The following is a 25,608-nucleotide window of genomic DNA, read 5'->3' as shown; positions in this document are numbered from 1 at the left end:
CAGTGTAGGCGCCGCGTGTTTCTTCTGCCCGGGCCGCGACGGGTCGCGAAGTCAGTTTGCCAAGATATCGCGCTCCATCTTGACCTGCCGAAGCTCTCTACGAAGATGGGTCAGTTCCTGGCGCTCGGCAGTGCTCAAGCCATCGTGACGTTTGCCGGCGTCACGGTCCGCCTGTGCGACCCAGTTGTAGATGGTCTGGGCAGTGGGTTCGAATTCCTTGGCCAGGTCTTCCGGCGTCCGGCCGGCATGGACTAGGTCAATCATTTGCTGCCGGAAAGCAGCGGCATACGGCGCTCGGGTCTTGGCCATGATGGGTACCCCCTATGGTTCAAGATAGCGGGTGTCCAAAAAAGCGGGTCATCTCCAAGCTAGCCTTTAGCTGTGAGGCTAACCGGCCCATGCCGATATTGAGGAGTTAGAAATGGCGATCTTCATCATGGAAACCCGTGTCTCCGTGGAATCCCTGCGACAGCCGCGGTCGTTCGAGGCGCTTGAGCGTGGCGTGGCCGGTTATCTGGAGAAAGCTTGTCCGGAGGTGAAATGGCTGGGCAGCTATGCGACCCTCGGGCCCTATGACTATCTCGACATCTTCGAGGCCAATGACAACGAGACTGCCATGCGGGTGTCGGTCCTGGTCCGGGCCTATGGACATGGAGAAGCCACGATTCGTCCGGCCGTCGACTGGGGACGATTCAAGCACCTGGTGCGCAACCTGCCGGAATTGCCTCCCGTGTGAGCTGAGCAGCGCCATGTGGTGGCCATGCCGGAACTCAGTCCGGAATCTTCGATCACTTCGCTTGGACCGCCACGCCGCGCATCTTGTAGTCGGGATGGAATCCCGTGAAGTGCAGGGGGATATCGCTGCCCAGTTCCCTGGCGCTCCCACTGGGCCTCGGTGCGGAGCTCCCCTGCGCTGTCGTTATTGCCTGGATCAGCAATTTCGTGATCTCGAGTCAGCCTTGGGAGCCGGTAGGTCGCTACGCCACGCGCAACGGCCGATTGTGGCTTGACGCAGCGCAAGCTGCGGACTGGCTGGGTGCCCATATTAGAGCGTGCGGGGGCGTGATCCGAAATGGAGCCGGCTCTGGACTGACGAGCCTCCTAGTGGCTTGCTGAGTGCTCGCGATGGTTTAACCAACCCAAAGCCTAATCACTTGGTACTGCACGGCGGCCGGCTTCCGGTGCGGTAGTTTTGATCCTTGTGCGGCATTTTGCGCCCGACAGACTTGGCGCAATCAACAACCCTCATGCGAACGCGGCCTAAGTCCTGCGCGCCGATGCGTTGCCTTGCCAAGCGTTAAGGAGACGACGATGTTCAAGCATCTCTTGGTGCCAACCGATGGCACGGCTCTCTCGGAAGGTGCAGTCCAGATCGCGGTACGACTTGCCAGGCTGTTCCAGGCCAGGCTCACGGGATTGCATGTCATCCCGGAGTACCGTGTCTTCACCCACCGAATCGAAATGCTGGAGGACGAGCGCGAGCGCTACGCGCAGCTTGCCGAACAACACGCCGCCCATTACTTGGGGGTGATTGAACAAGCAGCCAAGGACGCCTCGGTGGAATGTGAAGCAATCTGCGTCACTGCCGATCACCCCTACGAGACAATTATCCGAATCGTCGAGGAGCGGAATTGCGACCTCATCGTGATGGCGTCGCACGGCCAGGCTGGCGTGGGGGCCTTGCTGATCGGCAGCGAAACCCAGAAAGTGCTCACGCACTGCAAGATCCCGGTCTTGGTGTGCCGTTAGATGGGTGGGAGGCTGCGTCCCGCTATCTCTTATCGAAATTGGTGGTCCTCGTTGTACTCGGTAGCTTCTAGCTGTCAGGCCAGCCCAACGCTGTGCCGAATCGACAGGCTACGGGACCCGCCGACAATTGCCAGAGCTGTCGATGACCGTTCCGCGCCGGAGTGGACGTGAAAGGCTCGATCCCTCACAAACGTAAATCGCCTTGAATGTCCGTGCAACGTGCAAAGAAGCCCACGCGGACGGGTGTTTTAGATGTGCGCTCGAAAAGACCGATGTCATCCGACGATGATCCGTCGGGTGCGCAGCGTCGTCTTGGCGCGGCGCGAGACACGTCAGAAGTCGGGGAGCCGCCGGCGCCCCTATACTATATCGGAAACCACCCTGGGAGTTCGCTATGGCGCGCTCCGCCGCCTCTGGATCCTCCCCATTCCACGCCGCAGCACGCCAGCAACTGGAGGGGCATGACGCGCTCCTGCGGTGGGCCATCAGCCAGGGCGGCGTCGCCGCGCAGTTCCTAGATCTGGTGAAGGATTTTGATCTGGACGCCGAGTTCCGGAAGGTCGCCGGCGGTATCAGCGAGAAAGTCGAGCGCCTCATCGAGACGCAAGGCCTGTCGCCGGAGTTGGCCAGCGTCTGGCGGGAAGTGCCGAAGGTCACCTTCTGGCGTTCCGAGAACAAGTTGATGTTCGATATCTGCCCGGGTGTCGCGCAGTCGATCCGACGCATCAATAAAGAGGGCGAATATGTCTATCAGCCGGTAGCGGTGTGCGACGCGACCGTTCAGATCTTCTTGCGCAGCAACCCGCAATTCAACCTGGATTTGGAAGAGCGCGAAATGCGCGTGCTCAAGGGCCAGCCTGGCTTCGAGCTGGCGTCGCCCCAGGACGCTTTAACGCTGACGTGTGAGGAGCAAGTCTTGGAGGTGGTGGTGAATTGCTATCCGGCCGCCGCACCGATCAGCGTGGCGGTCAACGATCTAGCGCTCCTGAAGGACGCCGTGACCGAAGGGGGCGAGGATCTGAACACGGGTAGCAACGTCCTCTTCGTGGTCGAGGATTCGACGGCGTACCAATTTCTGCGAAAGGCGTGCAACGTGATCCTGCACCGAACGGGCGGGATCGCTGAGCACGATCTGAGCGCACTAGCGGAATGGCTGGAGCACGCGGAGCGAGTTGGAATTGGGAGTTCGGCCACGATTGCGCTGGCGCCGCGTCGTCAGCAGGTTGGCGAGAAGAAGAAGGGGGCGGACGTGCCGTCGCGATAGTCGCGGGGGAGCGTCAAAAACCTTGGGGTTGTAACTCCGAGGCAAGCCAGAATTGCTCGAAGAACTCAGCTGATTCCCTCGGCACTGGTTCCGTCGGTGGCTCATACTTGGCAAGTCTCTCGATGAGGTCACCGTTGATCAGTCGGATCTGGGCAAGCAAATGGGCTCCGTTCGCCGACCAGCGCATTTGTTGACGCTTGCACGCTGGTTCAGTACCTGATTAACCGCAGACTCGAACGGTGCGGTTGAGATAGGCTTGTTTCGACGATGTCTTGCCCCGTAATTGATCGTCGGCCCGCCATTCGCGTCGACATATGCAACAAGCTGTCGGGCCCGGTAGTCCAGTTGTGCGAAACTGTTGGCAACGCCCGGCGTTTCAGGCACGATCACCCGACAGATTGTGAGATACCCTGCATCCGACTTTGGGCTTTCTCGAGCTGGGCACGCCAGAAGCACTGGCGAAGTCTGTCAATGCGGGAAATCAAGACACGTCGAGCAGCTTTTTCCGTTTCCGTCCAAGCACGTATGCCCTTGACGATCTGCTCAAGATGGGGGCGAGAAAGAGGATCTCGCGTGCGGTGGCCGCAGTGGTGCCGGATCTACAACACGGAAACGCCTTCTCGACATGATCGTGCGGCGCAGATAGGACTGCCAGGGAACCCGTGGCAGGCGTGCCCCGCCATGCGGCATGGATGTCCGGCCAGTTCAGGCTTCCGTCTCCAGGAACGTTTGTGCCGCCCGTGCGTGCGCCGATGCGCGCAGGGTTTCCAGCGCCCTTTGCTCGATGCGGCGCACCCGTTCTCGCGACAGACCCGTCTGCCGGGCGATTTCCTCGTAGCTGTTCGGAAGGTCACCGCCGATGCCGAATCGCCGGCGCAGGACCTCGGCTTCGTCCGGCGTCACCGTCATCAGTAGCGAAGAAACGAACTCGCGCAAGCGCGTGTCGGCCACCGTCCTGAACGGATCGGGCGCGCCGTGGTCCTCGATGAGTTCGGCGAGATGGGTCTCGCCGTCCGCGACGGGCGCGTCAAGAGAAACGGGTGCGCCAGGCAGCGCCAACAAGGTCCGAATCCTCTCCGGGTCCAGCCCGCATTCGCTTGCCAGTTGCCCATGCGCCGCCTTTCGACCCGTGCGCTGTCGGATACGCTCTGCCGTGCGCCGCACGCGGCCCAGTTCGTCACCGACATGCACAGGCAACCGGATCATCCGCGCGCGGTCGGCCACGGCGCGCGCCACGGCCTGGCGGATCCACCATGTGGCATACGTCGAGAACTTGAAATTCCGGCGGTACTCGAATTTCTCGATGGCTCGCAACAGGCCGATATTGCCCTCCTGAACGAGGTCCGCCAGATCCAGCCCGCGGTTCCGATACCGCTTGGCGACTGACAGAACGAGCCGCAGATTGGCCTCCAGCATCTTGCGCGTGGCCTGATGGATGCGCGCTTCCGCCGCCATTACCTCTTTCGCGAGCGCGCCGACGCCGGCGCGTGCATCGAGGCTGTCGTCGGTCTGTTCGCAGGCCAGGGCGTTCAGATCCCGCATGACCTGCGCCAGGCTCTCCACGACGCGTGCCGGTTGCGCGTTCGTCTCGAGCAGCGCGAAGATAGCCTGGCGGGCACCCCGGTAGGCGGGCGCCTCGATGCCTCCCCGGCGCAGCGAACGACCCATCGATGCCAGTGACCGGCGAATCTCGTCAAGCGTCCGCGCATCCTCGATGAGGCCACGCGCATCGGCACTGTCGATCCACGCCCCGATCGCGCGCGGGCATCCGGCGAACGCCAGCAGGGCGTCGCGCCGGCCGGCTTCGATCTCCTTCGCCAGCACGACTTCCTCGTCCTTCGTCAGCAGCGCGACGGCGTACATGCGGCGGACATAGACCGCGAGGGTGTCCGTTGACGCACCTGACCCGTGAGTGACGACGTCGTCCAGGAATCTGCGGGCCTCCTCGATTGCGGCGGGGTCCACGGAGGTTCCAGCGGCGACCGGCAAGGTCCCGGCCTGTGGCCGCTCCTCGAGTACATCGATGCCCAGCTGCGCGAGCGCGGCGAGCACGGACTCGAGTTCTTCCGGCAACGCATATTCGGCCGGCAGCTCGTCGACAACATCCGAGTGGATCAGGTAGCCTCGCTCCGTGGCGAGCGCCAGCAACTGGGCCATGGCCTGGGAGGGACTGCCCCCATCGTTCACGCGCTCTTGCGTACTCATATCGTGTGCGGACTCATCCCGCGATACAGGATTGGCGAGACTCGCGCCCCGCCCGTCTGGCAGCCAGGGGATCCGCAAACGCCCGTTCGCTCCGGCGTGCCACATGGTTACCGATCTGGGGGCAGAGTCGGAATTCTCAACTCGCGGACAGGCAGATAGGCGGATGGCGGCGCGATGCGGGCGCTGTGCAACGGCGCAGAGGCGCCACTACGGGATTTCGTCGTTCACGTCCTGGTCTGGTTACCCCCTCGTGAACTATCCTAAAAAGTGGCCGCTTGACGCATCTTCTGTGACGATCTCGCCGGGGCGGACGACGTCACGTGGCATCGCGAGCACAAGCAGCCGCTCGGGCACGCGGGTATCCTCAACGAAATCCTGAACAGGTTTGAACAGTGCCAGATCGATTCCTGCGGCTGCGCTGGCCTTTGAACGGTCGCGCCATAGCCGGCCGGAGCTAGCGCGACAAGCGCGGACGTCTGGCACACGCTTGATTTTCATCAATGGGTTTTGGGTGTGCGTGCCTATGGTTCATGTACATCAACTGATGGAGAACTGACATGGCCGAGACTGCTACCAAACTGCCCGTGAAGAAGGGCGAAGAAGGGGATGCACGCTCGTGGTTACCGCAAGCGTGGCACCCGTTCGAGAGCCTGCGTCGCGAGGTCGATCGCCTCTTCAGGGATTTCGACCGCGACTTTAGCCTCTCGCCATTCCAGCGTCCGATGCACGACGTCGAGCCGCTCTGGCGCGGGGAATGGACCTGGGCATCCGGACCTGCCGTGGATTTCGTGGAGACGGACAGTTCCTACGAGATCACAGCAGAATTGCCTGGCATGGACGAGAAAGATATCGAGGTGAAACTTGCCAATGGCGGGCTAATGATTAGAGGCGAAAAACACGTAGAGAAGGAACAGAAGGACAAGGGCTACTATCTCCATGAGCGCCACTTCGGCTCGTTTGAGCGCGCCTTCCGCATGCCAGAGGGTGTCGATGCCGACAAGATTGAAGCGACTTTCAAGAAGGGGGTGCTGACGGTAACGCTGCCCAAGACGCCGGAAGCACGTAAAGCCGAGAAGAAGATCCCGATCAAGGGCGCTTGATTCTATAGCCGGTGGCGAGGCGCGCGATGACGCATGCGCCCCGCCTCCGATCGGCGTGGGCGCAACCACGCGGGCAACAGCGCTCGCACTTGGGTACCGGCCCGTCTACTCCGACGAAACCGCTGCCCTATCAGGAAAGACAATGGATACCCATTCGGAAGCGCCGACGGCGACGGCAAGCGAGATCCGAGAGATCGTTGGTGCGCTGGACGACGAGGTGGTCGAACTGATCCTGGAACTCACCCCAAGTACGGCTGAAGTCCTTGAGGCGTACACGTGGCTCAAATCCGACCAGCGTCTGACGCATCAGGCTGGGTATGAGCTGCAAGGCAAGACAGCACGTATTTTCGAGATTCTGGAAAGCGAAGAGCCCGATTTCGACGGTGGACTGACGTGAGTACCGGGCGGCCGGGCACGGGGTACCCTAGCCTGAATCGATGCCACGACAAGGCCGACAGGTAGCCTGGGGCTGTCACTCGCAATGTCAGGCTGCTGAATTCTGGACAGGATCTCATTACGCGTGTTGCCTGACGATTTCCACCGGCCAAATGCTTCAATGGTCCCATCCAGCGGCCTGTGGTCTCATTTTTTCGCATCGGTACTCACGCTACGTCCGGGAGGAGACGAAACGCCCGTCCGGTCTTGCCCCGCCACACTGGAATCGCCCGATTGCTCCGGCGGCGCCGAGGGGCCTGTACGGTCCTTTCCGGCAACGTTAGACGACTTTGCCTCTCCCGATTTGCTTCCGTGCGCGGGAGGAGACGAGACGCCCGTCCGGTCTTGCCCCGCCACACTGGATTGGTCAGACTGCTCCGGCGGTGCCGAGGGGCCTGTACGGTCCTTTCCGGCAACGTTAGACGACTTTGCCTTTCCCGATTTGCTTCCGTGCGCGGGAGGAGACGAGACGCCCGTCCGGTCCTGACCCGCCACACTGGATTGGCCAGACTGCTCCGGGGGTGCCGAAGGGCCTGTACGGTCTTTTCCGGCAACGTTAGTCGACTTTGCCTTTCCCGATTTGCTTCCATGTGCGGGAGGAGATGAAACACCTGTCTGGTCCTGACCAGCAACGGTTGAAGGCGCTGTTTGCGCATGGACGGCAACGGCAATGGCACTCAGGCACAGAACCATAGCATTGGCAACGAACTTGTTCATGGTTACTCTCCTCCGAAATTCCGCACGCATTAGCCCTGATCAGGTGCCAGTCATGTGCTTGCCACATGGCATTCAATCTTATCCACCGAACTCAATGGACCCTTAGACAAAGTAGGCCATGAGCGGGAACGCAAATTGATGAAGGTCAAGGCCGGTCTTCCTTGGCTGTCCGCGCGACCCATGTGCAATGACAAGCGGCCGCATCTTGCTGCTTCGTCTTGTGCTTGAGGAGCGGCCAATACGCCGCGAAGGCCGCGGGAGGCCTGTGTGACAAGCGGTATGAAAACGTTGTGCAATGGCGGACTGAATCTGTCGACGCTGGACGGCTGGTGGGCGGAAGCCTTTCAGCCGGAGTATGGATAGGCGATCGGGAGCGGGGAGGGGGGTGACGGCGCGGACGCCGAATGCCTGTACCGCCTGCTCGAGGATGAAGTTGTGCCCGCATTCTATGCACGGGACGCCCAGGGCATTCCACGCAGCTGGGTGCGCCGCATGCGTGCCAGCATGTCGCATTTGGCACCGCGTTTCAGTACCAATCGGATGTTCATCGAGTACCTGGAACGCTTCTATCGGCCCGCGGCAGGCGCCTATCGGCGGCGTTGTGAAGGCGGAGCGCGGCTGGCGCGAGCACTGCATGCGCGGGACGCAGCGCTTGCCGCTGATTGGCACGAGGTCCATTTCGGTGCCGTCGAGGCAAAGGCGGGAGGCAGACCAGTGGCATATCAGGCTACCCGTGTATCTGGGTGAGATTGCGCCAGATAATACAGTCAAGGTGGAACTCTATGCCGCCGCCAATGGCGAGTTCCCCCGCCGAAAGGACGCCGATGACCTCCGAAGGCCCAATTGCGGGGGCCACCGAGGGGGATATCTTTTCGGCCTCTGTGCCAGCTTCCCGTCTGGCGGGACATTACACGGCAAGAGTACGCGCCTGGCACGAAGAAGCATTCCTGCCCGCAGAGTCCGCATGGATTGCATGGCAGCGCTGAGCGGGCCCAATGCTACGCCCACAACGAGCGGCGGCCAAAACGGGCGGACGCGCTCGCACGCTAGCTTATCAAGAGGGATAGGTCCTGGCTTACTGGGGATCGCTATGGCTCACCAGTGCGTGTGCCGGAATCCACCACCCGCACCGCGCAGACCTTAAACTCCGGAATCTTCGCTACCGGATCCAGCGCCGGTTGCGTGAGGTTGTTGACGTTGGCCTCGCCCGGAAAGTGAAAATTGCCGAACACCACCCCTGGCGGTACCCGGTCCGTGACGTGCGCCAGGGCCTGCATCTCGCCGCGGCGCGAAGCCAGCCGCAGCGGCTGCTTGTCGGCCATGTGCAGCCGCGCCGCATCTTCGGGGCTGATCTCGACCAGCGGTTGCGGATAAAGCTCCAGTAGCCCGGGCACCCGCCGCGTCATCTCGCCCGCGTGCCAGTGTGGGAGCACGCGGCCGGTGGTGAGCAGCAGCGGATAGTCTGCGTCCGGCAGTTCTTGAGGGGGTAGGTATTCGGCAAGGTGGAATTTCCCTTTGCCGCGGCTGAAGTGTCCCATGTGCAGGATGGGTGTTCCCGGATGGCTTGTGTCCGCGGCCAGTGCAGCGCTTCGCCGCGCGAGAGCCGCGCCGGCGTAATGCCGGCGTAGGACGGGCACAGCATGCCCACTTCGGTCAGGATGTCGTCCGGGCCGGTGTAGTCCCAGCCCGCGTGCGGCCCAGCCGGCGCTCTGCCCTGCACCTCGGCACAGGCCCGCACGCAGCGGGTGCAGAGGATGCATTTGTTGAGATCGACTCGGATGAAGGGGTGGGGATCGGTATCGGCGGTAAAGCGCGCTGCAGTGGGCGGGGCCTCCGGCCGACTTGCCCCGTATTCTCGCACCCAGCGCATGAACTCCGAGTCCCGCTCAGGCTGTGCCGCGTCGTCGTAGCGCAAGAGCAGCATCTCCAGCACCGCGCGGCGTGCCTGCACGATGCGCGGTGTGGCCGTGCGCACCACCATGCCGGCCCGGGCCTCCAGCGCACAGGCGGCCGCGAAGTGATCCTCGCCCTCGATCTCGACCAGGCACAGGCGGCAAGAGCCAACCGGTGTGAGGTCACGGTGATGGCACAGGGTCGGGATCTCGATGCCGTGGAGGCGGGCTGCCTCAAGCACGCTTTGTCCGGACGGCACTGAGAGCACTTTGCCGTCGATCGTCAGACTCAGCATCCGGGCTCCTTCGTGCTGATCGGCGTAGCGGCGGTGTCCGCCTCCCGTGCCGTCGGCCTCAGGTAGATCGTGTAATAGACCAGTGCCACGAGCACGCTGCCCCCGACCAGGTTGCCGGCGATCACCAGCCCCAGGTTGCGTGCGAAATCATCCCAGCCCAGCGGCGCGCCCAGCAGCATCGCCAGCGGGAAGTAATACATATTGGCGACGGAATGCTCGAAGCCGGCGGCAACGAAGGCGGTAATCGGAAACACGATGGCCACCGCCTTGTCCGCCAAGCTTCGCCCGGCCAGCGCCATCCACACCGCTATGCAGACAAGGACGTTGCACAACATGCCGCGGAAGAAGGCGTCGGTTGCCGAGAGTCCGGCCTTGGTCGTGGCGATGGAGACGACTGTGCTTCCCACGGCACCGCCGTTCATCGTGGCGTGGCCCGAGAGCCAGACTAGCAGCGCCAGCCCGAGTGCACCAACGAAGTTGGCTACGCAAACGACGATCCAGTTGCGCAGCACATCGCGGGTGCTCACGCAGCCGCTGGCCCAAGCCATGGCCAGCAGGTTGTTGCCGGTAAACAGTTCGGCGCCAGCCACCGTCACCAAAATCAGCCCAAGCGAAAACGCCAGCCCGCCCAGCAGCCGGCTTGCCGCGAAGCCGAGCGAGGCATCGCTGGTCACCAGAGCGAACATCAGCGCGCCCAGCCCGATGAACGCGCCCGCGAGCATGCCCAGCATCGCCAGCTTCAGCAGCGGCATGTGCGCCTTGGCGATGCAGAATTCGTTGACCCGGCTCGCGACCTGTTTGGGCGAGTAGGCGTCCAGGCTGGGATCGGCTACCGGTGTCATGGCGGCACTCCTGGTGGGCGTGGTGGGGACAGGTCCTGGTGCAAGCTACTGTAGGACGCCAGACGGGCTGCCATTTGATCGGGCGCAAGGCACCGTCCCGTCGCCTGCACTGAAACGCGAGCGAAATGTCCAGTGTTGCCAATCGCAAATTCGGCAAGCGAAACTGACACGCTCGGTCAGGCTGGCTGGCAAAGGTGGCCCTCTCCACCACCCATACCCTATTTCAGGAAAGCCGCTAAGCCTCTGCTGCGTGTTCGACCTTGTGAGAGGGAGGCCGCCGCCAGAGAAATCGAGGTGATCGGGCTACCCCATCCCACCCCGGACGGGCATGCGCAGAGCAGGGGGACTATGTTTGTCCCTAGGAGACGTCCCGGGGCCGTTAGGGCGTTTGGCTATCTTGGCTGTTGCGACTGCCACATCATCTGCTGGTGCTGCATCATGTGGTCCATCATCATCTGCTGCATGGGTATGTACTGATCCCACATGTACTGGCGTTGCCGCTGCTGTTCCGGTGTGAGCTTGGAGTAATAGCCACCCATGTGCCCCCAGCCCATCATCCGTCCGCCCTTCATCCCCGGGCCCATACCCATCATCCCCGGGCCCATTCCGCCGCCCGGCCCCGACATGCCGTGCATCAACTGCATGTTGCTTTGCATAGTGGCCCAGTGATCCTGGAGCAGTTTTTGCCGTGCCTGCGGGTCCTGAGTCTGTCGGATCTTATCCATCTGCTCCTGCATCTTCTTCATGTTCTCTTGCACCTGCGCCATCTGCTTGTCGAACTCCTGCACATTGGGAGCCGTCGGACTCGCTTTAGCGCCTGACGGTTGTTGCGAGAATCCAGGAACGGAAGAGAGTGCAAGTATCGAAAACGCCGCTGCCAAGATTGTGCTTTTCATTACGATTCTCCTTCGGGCTTCAACGATACATACAGTCTCGGCATTGGGGCATTTCGATGATGAAAACGGAAGCCAACGAGCCGGAACTGTCTTTAGAGAATATGCGTAAAGCCTCAAGTCGTCCTGAGGCACGTCAAGAAGTTTTTTTGATTGGCCAGGAGGCCGCTAATGCCGCCAGCCTCCCGCCAATATTGCAAGGGCTCTCGCCCGGGGGGCTGCGCCGTAGAGCTGACCGAGGCTCCTCTGCGGGTGCCGCTGGGGACGGAACTCGCTCGTTTTCTCAGGCTGGCAGAGAAAAGACCCCGCGTGTCCCGGCCTCTGCCCCCTTTTTTTCGCAGAAATGGCTAAAGACCTTGTTCCGTTGTTGTTGGTAACTGAGCAGCGAAGTTACTCGGCGCCTGGCGACTTCGCGTTGAGAGTAGGTGAGGTCTCCCCGGAGATGCCAACGGCCCTATCAACCAATCCTTTGGACATCAAAAACATGATAACCCCAGGGTGGCATGTCCAGGAAAAGACCACGTGCACGCATATCATCGCCTGACCGATCATAGATAGCTGGGCTAAACCGGTCATGGAGTCGTACGGTTTGCCCCTCCAGTTCCGGCGGTTGTCAACGTAGTTGTCGCGTCACCTCACGCAACCTGCTTTAGTTCTGCTGGCTCAATCCGCTCCGGATTGAGCCAGACTTCATCCGCCAAACTCCAGTTCCGCGTTGACCCGGACCAACGCTCGGGCGTTCTGGCCTTAGCCTCAGCGTAGACCGCTTCACGGTGCGCCAGGACCACCGCGGCTGTACCACCGTGGCGCTGCGCCGGTGTCACGAATTTCAATCCACTATGCTTGTGCTCGTGGTTGTACCAACGCACGAATTGCTGCGTCCATGCGCGTGCCTCGTCCACGCTGCCGTTGACAATCGCCGGTAGGCATATCTCTCTCCTTAGTTGGTCTCGTGAAGAATCTGACCCTTGCGACACCAAAGGTCTTCGACGTTGATGTTCTCAGCGCCTGGACCAGGCCTTTCCATTTCAAGCGAAATAGCTGCTTGCAGAGTTAGTTCGGCATCAGAAGCATCGAGTTCGGTGAATGTGGTTGGCCTGATGGTGACAAGAATGGGCTGGCAGTTTTCCCGGAGTGCCCTGCGGGACCTGATGGATCGTGCGATCGACGCGGAGCCGGTAACGGCGATTCGAAATGCCATACTGGAAACACCCCGAGCCAAGTGAAAGGCTCCCTGCGTTCACGACACCCGGCGACAAATCAGGAGTCGACCGCTGTCAGGGTGCCCTGACAGGCCTGCCGTAGTTACTTACGCGCACAGGGGCACGGCCGACAAACGGCGCGCCACGGTTCTGACATTACAATCAGCGTCTCCTGATGGCGGTAGTCGGGTGTCCCTTCGATACTGGAGTTGGCAACGCTCTGCAATCCACGAAGGAAATGGCCATGGACCACTATTGCACGCTGTGCGGACGTCTCGGGCATTCTGCATCGGGCTGCCCATGGGGTCCTTATATTTATGATCCGAGAATTTCTCATTGCGCGCCAGACCTGTGCCGGCCGAAAAGGGGACAGCCTGCAATTGCTAGGCTTTGGCCGGCTGCGACGGTAACACGCCCTCTTCACTACGGGCGGTGAGGCATAATTTCCTCGCGGTCGGGGCCTAAACGCAGACCGCCTGTCAGGAAAGTCTGACAGCGCCGCCTCCAAATCTGACGCCACTCTCAGTGTCGCCTCATTTCGACACACCCGGACATCCACAATACTGGGTACATGAGTGATCCCACCCGACAAGATAGCCTCACCGTCTATCTGCTCGAACATGTTATCCCGATCCGGCGCAGACAGTTGCGTATGCTGAGGACGCTTGCAGGCATTCAGGTCATAGGAATGGGGGCAGATGCAGCGACCGAGTTGCAGGTGCTGATTGCTGTAAGGCCGGACATCATTCTGATCGGACTGCGCGCCTCGCAGCCAGGCTGGTTGGCGCAGATCCAGACAGTGGCGAAAGCACTCCCGGAGAGCATCTTGATTGTGCTTGCTGAAAGCGGCGATTCTTTGTTACGTAAGGCTTGCCTGAAGGCAGGTGGGCGCTACTGCTTTGACAGGTCGCTCGAGATCAATGAACTGCGGGCGGCTCTGATGGAAGCTGTTGCAGTCAAGAACGCCAAGGAACGATAGGGAGAGTGCAATCGGTGACAAATGCGCGCAGTCCAGAATGCGCAAGATCGCCGTTCGGCCAGTCAACGACTGGCATCGAGATGGAGACAACGATGTTCGAAACAAGCATTGCGGGGACGGCAGCCTTGACGGCATTCGATACCGTCGCCTCGGCAGCGGAGGACTTTGGTCACATCGCGTCCAAGTCGCCAAAGCCAAAGGCCCAATGTTCCTCCTGTGCGTTGCGGCACATCTGCATGGTGTCCGCCCTGGATGAGAAGGAGGTCGCTCGACTGAGTGGCGTTGTCCTCAACTGGCGAACGCTCAGGCAGGGGCAGGCGCTGTACCGGGCCGGAGATCCGTTCCACAGTGTGTATGCGTTGCGCTCAGGTTCGTTCAAGACCGTTCTCTCGCACCAGAGTGGCCGGGAATACGTATCCGGGTTCTTCCTGCCTGGCGAAACTCTCGGCGTAGACGGCATTGCGACAGAGCAGCACACCTGCGATGCCGTTGCCCTGGAGGACAGCGCCGTCTGTGTGATCCCGTTCCATCTACTGGAAGCGCTGTGCCGCGAGGTCAAACCGTTGCAGCTACATGTTCATAAGATGTTGAGCGCGGAAATCGTACGTGAAGCCGGTCAGAGGCTGCTGCTCGGTAACCTTACCGCCGAGCAGCGCGTGGCCGCGTACCTGCTAGACATCTCGGCACGGTTCGAACGCCGTGGCTATTCGGCGACCGACTTCACGTTGCGCATGACACGGGAGGAGATTGGGAGTTACCTGGGCCTGACACTCGAAACGGTTAGCCGTACTTTGTCCCGCTTCCAGCAGGAAGGCATGATCCGGGTCCATGGCAAGCAAATCACGCTATGCGACCCCGAGGCGCTTGACGCGTGCTGGGGGCAGGGAACAGTGCCGGCACGCCGCGCCCACACGCAAATGCATCCGGCCAACAGCGCTCGCTTCGACGGGGTACCGCATCGAACAAAGGCCCAATGCTAAGTCTTAGCAGTCCTCGTCGTCGCCAAACAAATGATGGTGCAGGGCATACCGTACCAGCGCGGCTTCGCTTGACGTCCCCATCTTCTCCATCAGGCGCATCTTGTAGGTACTGACGGTCTTGGCGCTGACACACAGCGCCGCAGCGATGGCCGTCAGCGACTCGCCCAGGACCAGACGGCGATAGACCTCCAGTTCGCGGTCGGACAAGTGCAGGTGAGGGGTCTCGCTATGTTGATCTTGCAAGCTCGTCGCGAGTTTTCCTGCGATGGCAGGGCTGACATAGGTGCTGCCATTGGCTACCTGACTAATGGCGGCGACCACTTCATTCGCGGCGCTTTCCTTGGTCAGGTAGCCGGCAGCCCCCGCCTGGAAGGCGCGGACAATGTATTGTTCCTCCGCATGCATGGTAAGCACGAGAATGCGCAACGCCGGCTGCTCGTCCCGCAACAGACGAATCAGCTCCAACCCGCTGCGTCCCGGCATGGAGAGGTCAAGTAACATCACTTGCGGCCTGCAATCGCGCACCAGAGACAGGACTTGCGCCCCGTCCGCGGCTTCGGCGACGACCTCGAACTTGCCGGCTCGCTCCAGGATCTGCCTGAGCCCGTCGCGGACCAATGCGTGATCGTCGGCAATCATGACGCGTACCACGTTAAGTCTCCTTGACCTGGGGGACTTGTACCATCAGGCAAAATCCTTTACCAGGGGTGCTGTCGATCGAGACGGCGCCACCCAGGAGGCGCGCCCGTTCCCGGATGCCGAGCAGGCCCAGCGACTTGCGCGGCCCGCCCCCGGAAGGTTTCTTGTCCCAGCCCACGCCATCGTCTTGTATCTGCAGTTCTACCTGGCTCGCTTTCTGGGTAAGGCGGATCTGTACGGCCGTTGCGTCGGCATGCCGGATGACATTGCTCAACGCCTCCTGGGCAATGCGGAACATGGCGATTGCCGTTCGCTCCGGAACTTCCGCATCGACGCCATCGACGCTTACCGCCAATCCGTACCGGTTGGCAAAATCATTGGCCAGCCATTCGATGGCGGGGAGCATCCCAAGTTCGTCGAGCAGCGCCGGCCGTAGGTCACTGGCAATGCGGCGAACCGAGGCTACGGCGTCGTCGATGACTTCGTCCATGGTATCCATCTCCTGAAGGAGGTCCGCAGCATCACGGCCGTCCTTCATGTCGGCGCGAAGCATGGACGTGTCCATCTTCAGCGCGCTGAGCCGCTGGCCCAGGTCATCATGGAGTTCGCGCGCAACGCGCCGCTTTTCCTCCTCGCGTGTGGCGAGAACGCTCCCAGAGAGATGCTGCAGTTCCTCACGCGAACGCCGCAGAGCTTCCTCGGCACGTACGCGTTCGGTGATGTCGCGCAGCATCACCGTGTACAGCTTGGTGCCACCGTCAACGGTTTGTGAGATGGACGCTTCAATCGGGAATTCGCTACCGTCCCGACGCAAGGCATGGAGTGCCCGTTGACGTCCCATCTGGCGCTCGGACACACCGGTAATGCCGAACCGGCGCACATGCTCCTCATGGGAGGCCCGGAAGCGCTTGGGAATGAAATCGCTGAGCAGGCGGCCAATCGCCAGTTCGGCAGGCCAGCCAAACAAACTCTCGGCCATTGGATTGAACAGCACGACCCGCTGGTTGTTGTCCACGGTGATGATCGCCTCCATGGCCGAGCGGATGATGCCACCCAAGCGCGCTTCGCTTTCCTTCACTCGCTGGAGACTGCTCCGCAGCGCCTCATCGGCACGGGCACGTTCGGTGATATCGCGCAGCATCACCGTATACAGTTTGGTGCCTCCGTCCGCCGTTTGCGAGATGGACGCTTCGATCGGGAATTCGCTGCCGTCTCGCCGCAAGGCGTAGAGGGCTCGTTGACGTCCCATCTGGCGATCCGACACCCCCGTGATACCAAACCGGCGTACATGCGCCTCATGCGCGGCCCGGAAACGCTCGGGAATGAAATCGCCGAGCGGGCGACCAATCGCGAGTTCGGCAGGCCAGGCGAACAAGGCCTCGGCCATTGGATTGAACAGCACGACGCGCTGGTCGCTGTCCACGGTGATGATCGCTTCCACTGAGGAGCGAATGATCCCCGCCAACCGCGCCTCGCTTTCCTTCACGCTCTGAAGACCGTCCCCGGAGGCGCGCTTGAGCCTTCTCAGCCGGATCCAGTAAAGACCAGCCACCAGTCCGATCCCCGCCCCCAACACAGGCACCAACGGTACCAGAAACTCCTGGTACCGTTCGACGGTGATCCGAAGGAGATAGGCCAGGGCGATGCAAAGCACGACTGCACCACTGCCAATCGCAAAATCGATAGCAAGCGGGGGCGCTTTTCTGGACGATGGCGGCCAGGCCTTGCCTTTGGGGGCGAAAGGGTAGGTCATGCAACGCGCAATGTCGGGCTGGTGTCGTGCGTTTTAAGCACTTACCACCACTATATAGGGACAGTTGTCAACCGCAACCCATAGTGCCGGAAATGCGCCGCAATCATCACCTAGCATAGGGCGAGCTGCCAGCTATGAAAGGTGGCCAGCCGGGTTGGTCCCGCTCGAGGCGGCGCTGGCCGCGGCGCAGCTACGCGCCGCGACTAGCGGGCTCACCAACGGCCAGCGCGCGCAACGACAGCCAGATGATCTATCTCAGAGCAGATTGCGACCGGGAGTTCTAACCTGATGATGATGGAGCGGAACTTAAGTGACCGCATGACCGCAAGTGCGAATGGCTCAGAATGGCCGGATACCGCCATTAGGAATCCGCTAGCTCGCTGCTGTAATGGTTCGTCGCTCGAGCAAAGCATGACAATAGCGAGCCCCAAGGCCGTACGTCCGACACCACCGCGGAACCGCGGACATCCTCCCAGTCTCGAACGAACGTCCCTGGCAAAACAGACCGTGGAGGCGTGGTGACTCCGGTTAAATGGATACCCACCAGAGGTTCGATAACATTGCCTTATCAGGACCTCTCAGAAGCCGAGAGTACCTGGGCGGCTTCCGGACTGATGAATGTCAGGCTGCGCTGCACGACCTAGCCATGTAAGGGTGGCGGCTAGGATGCCACGGCAAAGAAGTGCCTCTTGATGCATTTCATTGCATTACCGTCCCGCCGCCATGGCGATGTCCTCGGCGGAGAGATAGCCGCCGCGCGCGGCCATGACCGCCAGGTTGCCTTGGAACGCGCGGTGGTCTTCCAGGAACGCGCGCATCGGCGCGGCAAGGTGCCCGATCCACACGGGCGCCATCACCACCAGCGTATTGCAGTCGGCAACGTCGGGCCCGCTGGCCCGGTACGGCACGCGCCGCCAGAACAGGTTGTCGAACACGCACCGGATGTCGCCCCAGAATCCCGCCCGACTCACCACATCGGCAATGTCGATGAGCGGGCAGTCCAGGCGATCGGCCATCCGTTGCACCACGTCGCGCGTGGTGCCGGTACGCGAGTAGAAGGCAACGGCGAAGTTGTACATGGCAGTTTCCCAGAGAGGTGGACCGTCGAGTCGATCGGCCCGATGACGATGGAAGACTATGCGCTGGTCGGCTGCTTGGCTTGATGTGTGTCAAGCCTGATTCGGGACGCGATCCTAGTCTGGAAACGTACTGTTGTTGGATCGAAGGAGAAGGAAATGAAGCGCAATCATGCAACCGGATTCGCGGTGTTGGCGGCCATTGCCGCGTTGACGGCATCGCCTGTCATGGCGCAGAAGAACTACACGGATGGCGGCGATCTCTATGGCGGCGCCCATGCGGGTTCGCAGGGCAAGAACAACGCGAAGGCATCGAGCAAGACCGCTCCGCAACGGACCGGCAAGTTCGATCCCTATACCGATGGGGCGCGCGCCAAGCCGCAATCGCCGGACGCCAAGAAGTTTCCGGACGAACGTCCGCAGCCCGACGACGTGGCGCGCAGCGGCAAGTTCGACCCCTACACCGAGGGCCAGTCCAAGTAACGCACGCCATGCCGGCCAGGCCGGCGTGGCACTGCGGTAAGGCACGGGAAAGCAATCCAGAGAGGAATGCATCATGAAGCGGAACGAAGGCAATGCGGATCGCGCGCTGCTGTTGCCGATCGCCAATAGCGCCAGCGGTAGCCGCTATATCCGCTAGCATTCACCTCGATCCAACTGATTGATCCGTAATGGATTTCTCATCCGCTGTGCCGTCTAACACTGTTGCTGGTAGGCAACGCGTTTTGCGGCGTCGGGTCCACTAATTCCGCCAGCCTGGGTCAGCCGTTCAGTTAATCGCCTAATGTGACTAAGACCACCGTCTTGGACATGCGATGAGGATTGCAACGAACGCGAGCTGGCGATTGCGAGGGTCTTACGTCCTCTTGGGAGGGATCCTCTCTCGCGTAAGCAAGCCGAGAATGCTGGCAAATTGCTTGGAATCCATTGGGCGACGGTTTATCACTTGCGCCAGCGCTTCCTCGCGGATCCTGTGGCGAGCGCGTTGATACCGTATGAACGAGGTCCCAAAGTGGGAGATACGCGTCTAGCGGCGACTGTCGAGGAAATTGTGAGGGAGGTACTTACCGATTGGCTGCCGCGACAGCCTCATCTTGCTCACCCGCTCTTCGAGCTCGTCGTCGAAATCCGGAAGCGATGCGCAGCGGCAAGTATTAGTCCGCCAAGCAGATCTACCATTTCGCGACGCTGGCGCGCACATCGGGAAGAAGAGGCCCTTCGGCTCGCAACGCTGCCGGGTTCTGAGATTCCCCCAGGCCATCTTGTGGCGCGCTGTCCGATGGACATTGTGCAGATTGATCACACGCTGGCCGATTTGATGCTGGTGGATGATGCGAGCCGACGCCCCATTGGCCGGCCATGGCTAAGCATCGCCCTCGACGTTTCGACAAGATGCGTCGTCGGCGTATACGTCGGGATGGACCGCCCCAACGCGGCAACTGTTGCGTTGCTATTGACCCGTGTTGTCTTGCCAAAGGATGGCTGGCTCGCCAGCCTCGATGTTAGCGTTGATTGGCCTATGCACGGCATTCCACAGCTACTTCATCTCGATAATGCGGCGGAATTCAAGAGTAGGGCATTGCGAGCGGGGTGTCGGGAGTACGGTGTCGAACTGATGTACCGACCTGCGGGGAGACCGTACTTCGGGGGCCATATCGAACGTTTGATGAGGACCATCATGGAACGTGTCCACAGTTTGCCAGGGTCGACTGGCTCGTCACCCAAGGGCCGCAAGGCCAGACCGCCGGAGAAAGAAGCCTCCGTGACGATCCGGGAATTTGAGCGGTGGCTAGTTCTCGAGATTGCCGAACGCTATCACCACAACGCTCACCGCGGGCTGCAGGGCGCCACTCCATTTTCGGAGTGGGCGACGGCGGGTAAAAAGACGCCGCCACGCTTACTTCCCAATGCGGCGCCTGAACCCCTGCGCTTTCTAATCCAGTTCTTGCCGATGACCAGGCGCTGGAGATTCTCGAGCGTCTCCTGCAAACACCTCAGCGGGAGCGTATGCCGTGTCTATTGCTGCACGGAGATTCCAACATCGGTAAGACGCAGATCGTCTCCAAATTCCAGCGTCGTCATCCCCCCGAGTATGACGAAGGGAAGGGCGTCGAGTTGCGAAGTATTGTTGCCATGCAGATGCCACCGACACCCGAGCAGCCCCGGTTCTATTCCTCATTGCTTTTCGAACTGGGCGCCCCCTTCAACGCGTCGGCAAGGCTATCTGCGCTTGAGAACCTGAGTCGCGCACTGCTTCGAAAAGTTTCGGCGCGCATGCTGATCGTTGACGAGGTTCATCACTTGCTGGCCGGCAACTACCGGGAGCAACGTGCATCCTTGAATCTGCTGAAGTTCCTCGCCAATGACTTGAAAATCGCTGTTGTCCTCGTTGGCACTCAAGACGCCGTCATGGCGCTTCAAACGGATCCCCAGATGGTCAGTCGATTCGCCCGCCTCGAGGTGCCGAGATGGCAGGAGACGGAGGCATTTCGTTCCCTTCTTGCTGCCTTCGAGATGATTCTTCCACTTCGACGTCCGTCGAATCTTGCACGGCGAGAGATGGTACATGCCATTCTGACTGCAAGTGGAGGGTTAACCGGGGAAGTGTCGCGCCTCTTGACTGTTTCCGCAGAACTCGCGATCCGGGATGGGCAGGAGGCCATCGACCTTGGTCACATAGAGCATGCAGCGCGAACCTTGCTCTCTTGAGGGTGTTAGGCCTTGGCCTGTTGCTCCGCGCCCATTCGATGACGAAGCGTTTGGCGGTTGGCTCGGTCGCCTGGGCGCAAGGTATCAGATCAGTGTTGACCAGTTGTGGCAGATTGGCGACCTTGGTGCGTTTCCAGCGTTGACCAATAGTGGCTGGCTTCTATTCCCCCGATGGACGAGCAGGCGCTGTGCCGCCTTGCGCTGCTGACTCATATCGGTATCCAAAGGCTCGAGGCACTTCAAACACCTATGGCTTGGGTGTCAGACCGCGATCAGCTCCCATACTGCTTCGACTGCCTGGTTCTGAATCCCGTTGACGTTTCATCGCCGCGCTGGAAGCGGGATTGGCTGGATCCGCACACGGCTGTCTGCCGACTCCCTGGCCATAGACTGAATACCCTCCCGCCATGCACGCTACGTATCTGCCGCAACCTCACTGAGGTTCTCCGTGCGATTAGCAAGCGTCAGCGCAAGGGGTAGGAAAAAGCGGTCAGATCTCCATATTGGCGGAAATTGTGACCGCCATTGGCCGAAATAACGATCTGCAACAACTGCGGCGCGCCTTGCAAGCGAGTTCGTCGCGGTATGTCGCGCAGGCAGCGAAAGCGATGGCGGCAAACGTCCGGCTCCGCTCGGCGATCATCGCCGAAGACGGTATCCAGTCTCGCACCAATGTCGATCGGCTGATTCTATCGGCTGATGCATATCGCGTTCAAGGCGCCGCTATCCCTGATTCGGCGTATCGCTCCGGACAGCGTGCTGACTACCGCGATCATCGGCGATGCCATGCTCAATGCTGTCCGGCGCGGCGTGCAGCACGCCATCCTGACGCCCCGACATTCATCGCTGGCCGGCTCGCCGGAGTGATCGGCATGCATGGCAGGCATCGCCACGTATCTTTACGGCAGGAGCAATACAGCACCGAAGGGACGAAGCCAATGCCGAGCCAGCGCTGTTCGTTGCGTCCGGTGCACTGGGTTACGGGCTCAGCAGGTTGCCGGTTGCTCAGTGGGCGCCATCAGTCGGCTGATGGCAGGCTGGAGACAAATAGCAACTTCGATGCGCCACTGGTCGACCCAGTCAGCATGGCCGCAAGATACACCACGATCCGGCGAAGGCTCATCTTCATGATAATTAATGCGATGTTAAGGGTCTCTGACAAAAAGGCATAAGACAGTTAATGAGTCTATGTCTACACTGCGTTCCATGGATTCAGTGCGTGCTGCAATGAACCATGGGCACAACATGGTGTGCGGAGTATCAACTGCCGGACAGGAGACTATTTGGGAGACCTCAATCTCACGTATATCAATGGAAAGGACATTGCTCGGCTGGAAATGACTGACGCAGGAATCCTGGACGCGGTCGAGCAAGGCCTGGTGGCCCAGGGGAACGGACAAACCGTGATTGAACCCCGGGTACATCTGATTCCCGATGCCGCCTTCTATGGCCACTTCAATGTATTGCGTGGGTATGTAGCGCCGCTCGGACTGACTGACGTGAAGATCGTGGCGGTTTCGTCGCGAACTACAAGCTTGGCCTGCCTTCGGAGATGGCTATGCTGAACCTGTTCGAGCCTCGCACCGGCGTACCGGTTGCCATGATGGATGCGGCTTTCATCATGGAGGCGCGCACCGGCGCACTGACCGCAATCGGCGCGAAGCATCTCGCAAGGAAAGCAGCCGCTGGGCGGTCCTGATTCGCCAGCGACAGATTTCAGACGGAGTGAGCGCAGTCTTCTCGCGCCTTTCCTGACGAGCGCCATGTGGTGGTCCTGACACGGGTCTTTGCGCTTCGGTTGCGGCGGAGCTGTAGCGCCGGCCTTGCCCTGGACCCTGCCAGGGCCGGGATGTCCGCACCGCTGCTCAATTCTCTTTTTGCCTGAACAAGATTCGCTCCCGCATTCCGGGACGCGGTAACGCACTTCATTTGTCCAAATCTTTGTGAGCCAGCCATGAAACGCAATGTATTGGTGTTCCGTAGCAGAAAAGCCCTGGCATTCGGCCGCTGCTTCGGCCTTGCCGCATTCGCCACCTGCATGGCATATCCGGCTTTTGCCGACGTCGAGCTCGACGGTCGAAATGCTACGCCGGAGTCCATCGTTCGCATCGCTCGTGGCGAATCCGTCCGCATTTCGCCGGCGGCGCGTCAGCGCGTGCGCCAGGCTCACGACGTCTTGCTTGATGCGGCCCGCGCAGGCAAGCAGATCTATGGCCTGACCGTCGGTGTCGGTCTCAACAAGGACCGCTCCATGGTCGATGCCAAGGGCCAGCTGACTAGCGAGATCGTGGAGGCGTCACGGCGCTTTAACGTCGCCCTGCTGCGCGCGCACAGTGGCGGCGCCGGGCCTGACGCACCTGTTGAAGACGTGCGCGCCGCGATGGCTGCCCGGCTCAATGCCTTGCTTTCCGGCGGTGGCGGCGTACAGGAAAGTATCGTCGACGCTTACGTTCGCTTCCTGAACGAGGGCGTTACGCCTGCGATCCCATCCGTCGGCTCCATTGGCGAGGCTGACATCACCATCCTCAGCCATGTCGGGGTGGCCATGCTTGGAGAAGGCGACGTGTACTATCAGGGCCGTCGGCAACCGGCGTCCGGCGTTCTTCCGGCTGCCGGCATCGCACCAATTCAGCCCTTTGGCAAGGACGGCCTGTCCATCCTCAGCTCCAACTCCTATGCCTCTGGCCTGGCTTCGCTGGCGCTGGTGGATCTTGCGAATCTGAGCCGGCACTCAAAGCTCGTCTACGCGTTGAGCTTGCAGGCGCTCAACGGCAATGTGTCGCCGTTCCTGGAAGACTCGCTCGCCTTGCGGCCGTTCCCGGAGACGGTAAAAGCCGGGGCGGAATTGCGCCGTCTATTGAGCGGCTCCAGTCTCTGGAACCAGGATGCGTCCCGCCGTCTGCAGGATCCGCTCAGTTTCCGCACAGGGGTTTTCCTGATTGGCGAACTGGATCGCACACAGGCGGAATTACGCACACTGCTGAACGTCCAGTACAACGCATCTGACGACAACCCGGGGGTGGCAATTGGTGTGAAACCGCGATCGGCCCGATGGCAAGAGCAGCAAAGCTATCTGCCAAAGGGCGGGGCAGTGCTCCCCACAGCAAACTTCGTGCCGCTGCCTTGGGTGCTTGCGTTTGAGCAGACTGCGATTGCCCTAGGGCATCACTCGCTGGCATCCGCCCAACGCATCGGCCGCCTGAACGACCCCAATTTCACCAGCCTTTCACGTTCCCTCGGCACTGACAATACGGTCCATGCCTTCGGTGCCATGGAGAAGCCTGCTATCGCGCTCGCCGCGGAAAACAAGGCACTGGCGCACCCGGTTTCGATGGATTTCTCGCCATCCTCCGGGAACATTGAAGATGTCGCGACCAACGCTCCCGCTGTCGTGCAGCGCGTGCGCAAGCAGATCGACAACGCCTATGCACTGCTGGCCATTGAGCTTGTCCATGCCGCACAGGCGGCAGACTTGCGACGCCGCAAAGATCCCGGGTTCACGTTGTCGCCTGCCACCCAGGCGCTGGCCGATACCTTGCGCAAGCGCGTGGCCTTTCTCGAACAGGACCGTCCCTTGACAGGCGACTACCGGGCGGCGGCCGAAGTGCTGCGAGCCTATATGCCCTGAGCTGGCCAGCGGCACAACCAGGCTACGCGGCGTGGCTTTTCCCACTGATGCGGTGAAGTCACGCCAGGCGAGATGCGGCGGGGGCGCGGCGGCTCTTGCCAGACCAGAACGCCCGTTTTCCAAAAAATACAAGGCTTGTCAAAGGAGGAGAAACCCATGAAGAAGGAGTTCTATGCAGGCATGCTGCTGGCGATTGGGTCCCAGGTGGCTACGGCAGCGTCGTCTGTCACGCTCTATGGCGTTGGCGACATCGGATTTGAATACCTGACCAATGCCGATGCGGCTGGTAACAAGCAGCTTCGCATGGCCAGTGGAAACGTTTCAGGCTCGCGCTGGGGCCTGCGCGGCGTTGAGGACCTTGGCGGCGGCAGCAAGGCCGTCTATGCGCTCGAAAGCGGTTTCGATCTGGACACGGGGATGGGCCAAGGTGGTCGGCTTTTCGGTCGACAGGCTTATGTAGGACTGGAAAACCAGTGGGGACGTGTTACGCTGGGTCGGCAGCAGAATGCGCTCTTTGACCTGTTGATCAACTACGATCCAACGGGCCTGGCGACGCGATACTCGGCGTTTATGCTGGACCCCGCCCTGGTTGGTCGTTACGACAATATGGCGAAGTACTCAGGAAAATTTGGGCCAATCACCGCGGTAGCCCTGTACAGCTTTGCGCGCGGCACCACCGTGACGAGTGGCACTGGTAGCGCCTTCGCAAGCGAGTCTCCTGGGGACGTCAAGAGCGATCGTGCGTTCGGTGGTGGCCTGGAATACGCAGCCGGCTCGTTCGGCGCGACAGTGATCTATGACCAGCAACAGGGCACTTCCGGCATCTCCGGACAGAATTCCGGCCAGACTGACCGGCGCTTAGCCGTGGCAGGCAACTACATGCTGGGACAGGCGACCATTTCCGTGGGCTACCGTTGGTTAAGGGGGGACATCGGCATCGCCCCGGGTGGTCAGGCACGTCGCAATGATATCTATTGGCTCGGCTATCGCCTACAGGTGTCGCCAGCAGTAGGTCTCACTGCGGCAGGCTATTACTTCAATGACAGGAACTCCAGGCAGGATCCATGGAGCCTAGTGGCGTCGGTCAACTATGCCCTGTCAAAGCGGACCGATGCATTCCTGACCGTGGGCTATGCGCACAACAAGGACAATTCACGTCTTGGGTTGAACGGATTTGGCACGGTGACCACAGGGCAAAGCCAGACAGGGGTCACTGTCAATCTCCGACACAAGTTTTGATTGGGATCAG

At 60.9% G+C, this 25,608-nt stretch carries 23 protein-coding genes and 4 pseudogenes; 14 read left to right on the top strand and 13 right to left on the bottom strand.

Features of this window, described 5'->3' with window-relative positions; translation table 11 throughout:
• Positions 1–51 precede the first annotated feature (51 nt).
• Positions 52–309, bottom strand: coding sequence for a transposase (locus E1J61_RS02735; protein WP_052279792.1), 258 nt, complete (start codon positions 307–309; stop codon positions 52–54).
• 112 nt (positions 310–421) lie between these two features.
• Between E1J61_RS02735 and E1J61_RS02730 the strand changes: the two genes are divergently transcribed.
• The 3 genes from E1J61_RS02730 (at position 422) to E1J61_RS02720 (ending at position 3,013) form a co-directional block, all read left to right on the top strand.
• Positions 422–736: a GYD domain-containing protein gene (locus E1J61_RS02730; RefSeq protein WP_133092621.1), complete on the top strand. Its 315-nt coding sequence runs from the start codon at positions 422–424 to the stop codon at positions 734–736.
• Between the two features lie 575 nt (positions 737–1,311).
• The gene (locus E1J61_RS02725) at positions 1,312–1,749 is read left to right on the top strand and encodes a universal stress protein (protein ID WP_133092620.1); all 438 of its coding nucleotides are present in this window, start codon (positions 1,312–1,314) and stop codon (positions 1,747–1,749) included.
• Positions 1,750–2,143: 394 nt separating this feature from the next.
• Entirely contained in the window at positions 2,144–3,013 is an 870-nt protein-coding gene (locus E1J61_RS02720) for a hypothetical protein (protein ID WP_133092619.1), read from the top strand.
• A gap of 6 nt (positions 3,014–3,019) precedes the next feature.
• On the opposite strand, the pseudogene E1J61_RS02715 reads toward E1J61_RS02720, so the two are convergent.
• The 3 genes and pseudogenes from E1J61_RS02715 to E1J61_RS02705 form a co-directional block, all read right to left on the bottom strand.
• A pseudogene (locus tag E1J61_RS02715) lies at positions 3,020–3,564 on the bottom strand (ISKra4 family transposase); the annotation flags it as partial.
• Positions 3,565–3,718: 154 nt separating this feature from the next.
• The gene (locus E1J61_RS02710; RefSeq protein WP_133092618.1) at positions 3,719–5,218 is read right to left on the bottom strand and encodes a sigma-70 family RNA polymerase sigma factor; all 1,500 of its coding nucleotides are present in this window, start codon (positions 5,216–5,218) and stop codon (positions 3,719–3,721) included.
• A gap of 255 nt (positions 5,219–5,473) precedes the next feature.
• Entirely contained in the window at positions 5,474–5,716 is a 243-nt protein-coding gene (locus tag E1J61_RS02705) for a hypothetical protein (RefSeq protein WP_133092617.1), read from the bottom strand.
• Positions 5,717–5,775: 59 nt separating this feature from the next.
• On the opposite strand from E1J61_RS02705, the gene E1J61_RS02700 reads away from it, so the two are divergent.
• Together E1J61_RS02700 and E1J61_RS02695 are read left to right on the top strand one after the other, a co-directional pair.
• Entirely contained in the window at positions 5,776–6,318 is a 543-nt protein-coding gene (locus tag E1J61_RS02700; protein WP_133092616.1) for an Hsp20/alpha crystallin family protein, read from the top strand.
• A gap of 142 nt (positions 6,319–6,460) precedes the next feature.
• Entirely contained in the window at positions 6,461–6,715 is a 255-nt protein-coding gene (locus E1J61_RS02695; protein ID WP_133092615.1) for a hypothetical protein, read from the top strand.
• 1,843 nt (positions 6,716–8,558) lie between these two features.
• Here the strand turns inward: E1J61_RS02695 and E1J61_RS37280 are convergent.
• The 5 genes from E1J61_RS37280 to E1J61_RS02670 form a co-directional block, all read right to left on the bottom strand.
• Complete coding sequence (locus E1J61_RS37280; RefSeq protein ID WP_243736747.1) at positions 8,559–8,876, bottom strand: molybdopterin dinucleotide binding domain-containing protein; 318 nt, start codon at positions 8,874–8,876, stop codon at positions 8,559–8,561.
• Positions 8,873–9,658: a 2Fe-2S iron-sulfur cluster-binding protein gene (locus E1J61_RS02685; protein ID WP_133092614.1), complete on the bottom strand. Its 786-nt coding sequence runs from the start codon at positions 9,656–9,658 to the stop codon at positions 8,873–8,875. The genes E1J61_RS37280 and E1J61_RS02685 overlap by 4 nt, the downstream gene beginning before the upstream one ends.
• Positions 9,652–10,500 (bottom strand): formate/nitrite transporter family protein, encoded by an 849-nt coding sequence (locus E1J61_RS02680; RefSeq protein WP_133092613.1) that lies wholly within the window; start codon positions 10,498–10,500, stop codon positions 9,652–9,654. Before E1J61_RS02680 ends, E1J61_RS02685 begins: the two co-directional genes overlap by 7 nt.
• A 392-nt stretch (positions 10,501–10,892) precedes the next feature.
• On the bottom strand, positions 10,893–11,396 hold the full coding sequence (locus E1J61_RS02675; protein WP_133092612.1) for a hypothetical protein: 504 nt from the start codon (positions 11,394–11,396) through the stop codon (positions 10,893–10,895).
• 632 nt (positions 11,397–12,028) lie between these two features.
• Positions 12,029–12,370: an integrase core domain-containing protein gene (locus E1J61_RS02670; protein WP_165971410.1), complete on the bottom strand. Its 342-nt coding sequence runs from the start codon at positions 12,368–12,370 to the stop codon at positions 12,029–12,031.
• 111 nt (positions 12,371–12,481) lie between these two features.
• On the opposite strand from E1J61_RS02670, the pseudogene E1J61_RS38065 reads away from it, so the two are divergent.
• The 3 genes and pseudogenes from E1J61_RS38065 to E1J61_RS02655 form a co-directional block, all read left to right on the top strand.
• Positions 12,482–12,607: pseudogene (locus tag E1J61_RS38065) on the top strand (cation-efflux pump); the annotation flags it as partial.
• A gap of 559 nt (positions 12,608–13,166) precedes the next feature.
• Positions 13,167–13,574: a response regulator transcription factor gene (locus tag E1J61_RS02660; RefSeq protein ID WP_133092610.1), complete on the top strand. Its 408-nt coding sequence runs from the start codon at positions 13,167–13,169 to the stop codon at positions 13,572–13,574.
• Between the two features lie 92 nt (positions 13,575–13,666).
• Positions 13,667–14,554 carry a helix-turn-helix domain-containing protein gene (locus tag E1J61_RS02655; RefSeq protein WP_133092609.1) on the top strand — a complete coding sequence of 296 codons (888 nt, stop codon included), beginning with the start codon at positions 13,667–13,669 and terminating at the stop codon, positions 14,552–14,554.
• Between the two features lie 3 nt (positions 14,555–14,557).
• On the opposite strand, the gene E1J61_RS02650 is transcribed toward E1J61_RS02655, so the two are convergent.
• From E1J61_RS02650 to E1J61_RS02640, 3 genes are all read right to left on the bottom strand, one after another.
• Positions 14,558–15,205, bottom strand: coding sequence for a response regulator transcription factor (locus E1J61_RS02650; RefSeq protein ID WP_133092608.1), 648 nt, complete (start codon positions 15,203–15,205; stop codon positions 14,558–14,560).
• A 1-nt stretch (position 15,206) separates the two neighbouring features.
• On the bottom strand, positions 15,207–16,946 hold the full coding sequence (locus tag E1J61_RS02645; RefSeq protein ID WP_133092607.1) for a PAS domain-containing sensor histidine kinase: 1,740 nt from the start codon (positions 16,944–16,946) through the stop codon (positions 15,207–15,209).
• A 707-nt stretch (positions 16,947–17,653) separates the two neighbouring features.
• Entirely contained in the window at positions 17,654–18,025 is a 372-nt protein-coding gene (locus E1J61_RS02640) for a hypothetical protein (protein WP_133092606.1), read from the bottom strand.
• A 156-nt stretch (positions 18,026–18,181) separates the two neighbouring features.
• Here E1J61_RS02640 and E1J61_RS02635 point away from each other — a divergent pair, with 156 nt between their 5' ends.
• The 3 genes from E1J61_RS02635 (at position 18,182) to E1J61_RS37275 (ending at position 21,598) form a co-directional block, all read left to right on the top strand.
• The gene (locus E1J61_RS02635) at positions 18,182–18,505 is read left to right on the top strand and encodes a hypothetical protein (protein WP_133092605.1); all 324 of its coding nucleotides are present in this window, start codon (positions 18,182–18,184) and stop codon (positions 18,503–18,505) included.
• Positions 18,506–20,029: 1,524 nt separating this feature from the next.
• A complete protein-coding gene (locus E1J61_RS02625; protein WP_243736746.1) occupies positions 20,030–20,731 on the top strand; it encodes a TniB family NTP-binding protein in 702 nt (233 codons plus the stop codon).
• A gap of 699 nt (positions 20,732–21,430) precedes the next feature.
• Positions 21,431–21,598 carry a hypothetical protein gene (locus tag E1J61_RS37275; RefSeq protein ID WP_165971409.1) on the top strand — a complete coding sequence of 56 codons (168 nt, stop codon included), beginning with the start codon at positions 21,431–21,433 and terminating at the stop codon, positions 21,596–21,598.
• Positions 21,599–21,732: 134 nt separating this feature from the next.
• Here E1J61_RS37275 and E1J61_RS38055 read toward each other — a convergent pair.
• Positions 21,733–21,860: pseudogene (locus E1J61_RS38055) on the bottom strand (LysR family transcriptional regulator); the annotation flags it as partial.
• Positions 21,861–22,014: 154 nt separating this feature from the next.
• On the opposite strand from E1J61_RS38055, the pseudogene E1J61_RS02615 reads away from it, so the two are divergent.
• The 3 genes and pseudogenes from E1J61_RS02615 to E1J61_RS02605 form a co-directional block, all read left to right on the top strand.
• Positions 22,015–22,409, top strand: a pseudogene (locus E1J61_RS02615) (ornithine cyclodeaminase family protein); the annotation flags it as partial.
• Positions 22,410–22,769: 360 nt separating this feature from the next.
• Positions 22,770–24,359 (top strand): histidine ammonia-lyase, encoded by a 1,590-nt coding sequence (gene hutH, locus E1J61_RS02610; RefSeq protein WP_133092974.1) that lies wholly within the window; start codon positions 22,770–22,772, stop codon positions 24,357–24,359.
• Between the two features lie 156 nt (positions 24,360–24,515).
• Positions 24,516–25,598 (top strand): porin, encoded by a 1,083-nt coding sequence (locus E1J61_RS02605; RefSeq protein WP_133092603.1) that lies wholly within the window; start codon positions 24,516–24,518, stop codon positions 25,596–25,598.
• Positions 25,599–25,608: the final 10 nt, after the last annotated feature.

The sequence above is a fragment of the Cupriavidus sp. L7L genome (assembly GCF_004353535.1).
Taxonomy (GTDB): domain Bacteria; phylum Pseudomonadota; class Gammaproteobacteria; order Burkholderiales; family Burkholderiaceae; genus Cupriavidus; species Cupriavidus oxalaticus_A.
Note: the sequence above shows the minus strand (reverse complement) of the source record. Positions and strands in the feature narration are given on the sequence as shown.

What these genes read in the sequence shown, in the direction of transcription:
- E1J61_RS02680 (WP_133092613.1), bottom strand. Translation starts at nt 10,500, where the DNA reads ATGACACCGGTAGCCGATCCCAGCCTGGACGCCTACTCGCCCAAACAG.
- E1J61_RS02695 (WP_133092615.1), top strand. Translation starts at nt 6,461, where the DNA reads ATGGATACCCATTCGGAAGCGCCGACGGCGACGGCAAGCGAGATCCGA.
- E1J61_RS02685 (WP_133092614.1), bottom strand. Translation starts at nt 9,658, where the DNA reads ATGCTGAGTCTGACGATCGACGGCAAAGTGCTCTCAGTGCCGTCCGGA.
- E1J61_RS02625 (WP_243736746.1), top strand. Translation starts at nt 20,030, where the DNA reads ATGCCGTGTCTATTGCTGCACGGAGATTCCAACATCGGTAAGACGCAG.
- E1J61_RS02675 (WP_133092612.1), bottom strand. Translation starts at nt 11,396, where the DNA reads ATGAAAAGCACAATCTTGGCAGCGGCGTTTTCGATACTTGCACTCTCT.
- E1J61_RS02720 (WP_133092619.1), top strand. Translation starts at nt 2,144, where the DNA reads ATGGCGCGCTCCGCCGCCTCTGGATCCTCCCCATTCCACGCCGCAGCA.
- E1J61_RS02735 (WP_052279792.1), bottom strand. Translation starts at nt 309, where the DNA reads ATGGCCAAGACCCGAGCGCCGTATGCCGCTGCTTTCCGGCAGCAAATG.
- E1J61_RS02640 (WP_133092606.1), bottom strand. Translation starts at nt 18,025, where the DNA reads ATGTACAACTTCGCCGTTGCCTTCTACTCGCGTACCGGCACCACGCGC.
- E1J61_RS02700 (WP_133092616.1), top strand. Translation starts at nt 5,776, where the DNA reads ATGGCCGAGACTGCTACCAAACTGCCCGTGAAGAAGGGCGAAGAAGGG.
- E1J61_RS02635 (WP_133092605.1), top strand. Translation starts at nt 18,182, where the DNA reads ATGAAGCGCAATCATGCAACCGGATTCGCGGTGTTGGCGGCCATTGCC.
- E1J61_RS02730 (WP_133092621.1), top strand. Translation starts at nt 422, where the DNA reads ATGGCGATCTTCATCATGGAAACCCGTGTCTCCGTGGAATCCCTGCGA.
- E1J61_RS37275 (WP_165971409.1), top strand. Translation starts at nt 21,431, where the DNA reads ATGCATATCGCGTTCAAGGCGCCGCTATCCCTGATTCGGCGTATCGCT.
- E1J61_RS02710 (WP_133092618.1), bottom strand. Translation starts at nt 5,218, where the DNA reads ATGAGTACGCAAGAGCGCGTGAACGATGGGGGCAGTCCCTCCCAGGCC.
- E1J61_RS02705 (WP_133092617.1), bottom strand. Translation starts at nt 5,716, where the DNA reads ATGAAAATCAAGCGTGTGCCAGACGTCCGCGCTTGTCGCGCTAGCTCC.
- hutH (WP_133092974.1), top strand. Translation starts at nt 22,770, where the DNA reads ATGGCATATCCGGCTTTTGCCGACGTCGAGCTCGACGGTCGAAATGCT.
- E1J61_RS37280 (WP_243736747.1), bottom strand. Translation starts at nt 8,876, where the DNA reads ATGACGCGGCGGGTGCCCGGGCTACTGGAGCTTTATCCGCAACCGCTG.
- E1J61_RS02725 (WP_133092620.1), top strand. Translation starts at nt 1,312, where the DNA reads ATGTTCAAGCATCTCTTGGTGCCAACCGATGGCACGGCTCTCTCGGAA.
- E1J61_RS02605 (WP_133092603.1), top strand. Translation starts at nt 24,516, where the DNA reads ATGAAGAAGGAGTTCTATGCAGGCATGCTGCTGGCGATTGGGTCCCAG.
- E1J61_RS02645 (WP_133092607.1), bottom strand. Translation starts at nt 16,946, where the DNA reads ATGACCTACCCTTTCGCCCCCAAAGGCAAGGCCTGGCCGCCATCGTCC.
- E1J61_RS02660 (WP_133092610.1), top strand. Translation starts at nt 13,167, where the DNA reads ATGAGTGATCCCACCCGACAAGATAGCCTCACCGTCTATCTGCTCGAA.
- E1J61_RS02655 (WP_133092609.1), top strand. Translation starts at nt 13,667, where the DNA reads ATGTTCGAAACAAGCATTGCGGGGACGGCAGCCTTGACGGCATTCGAT.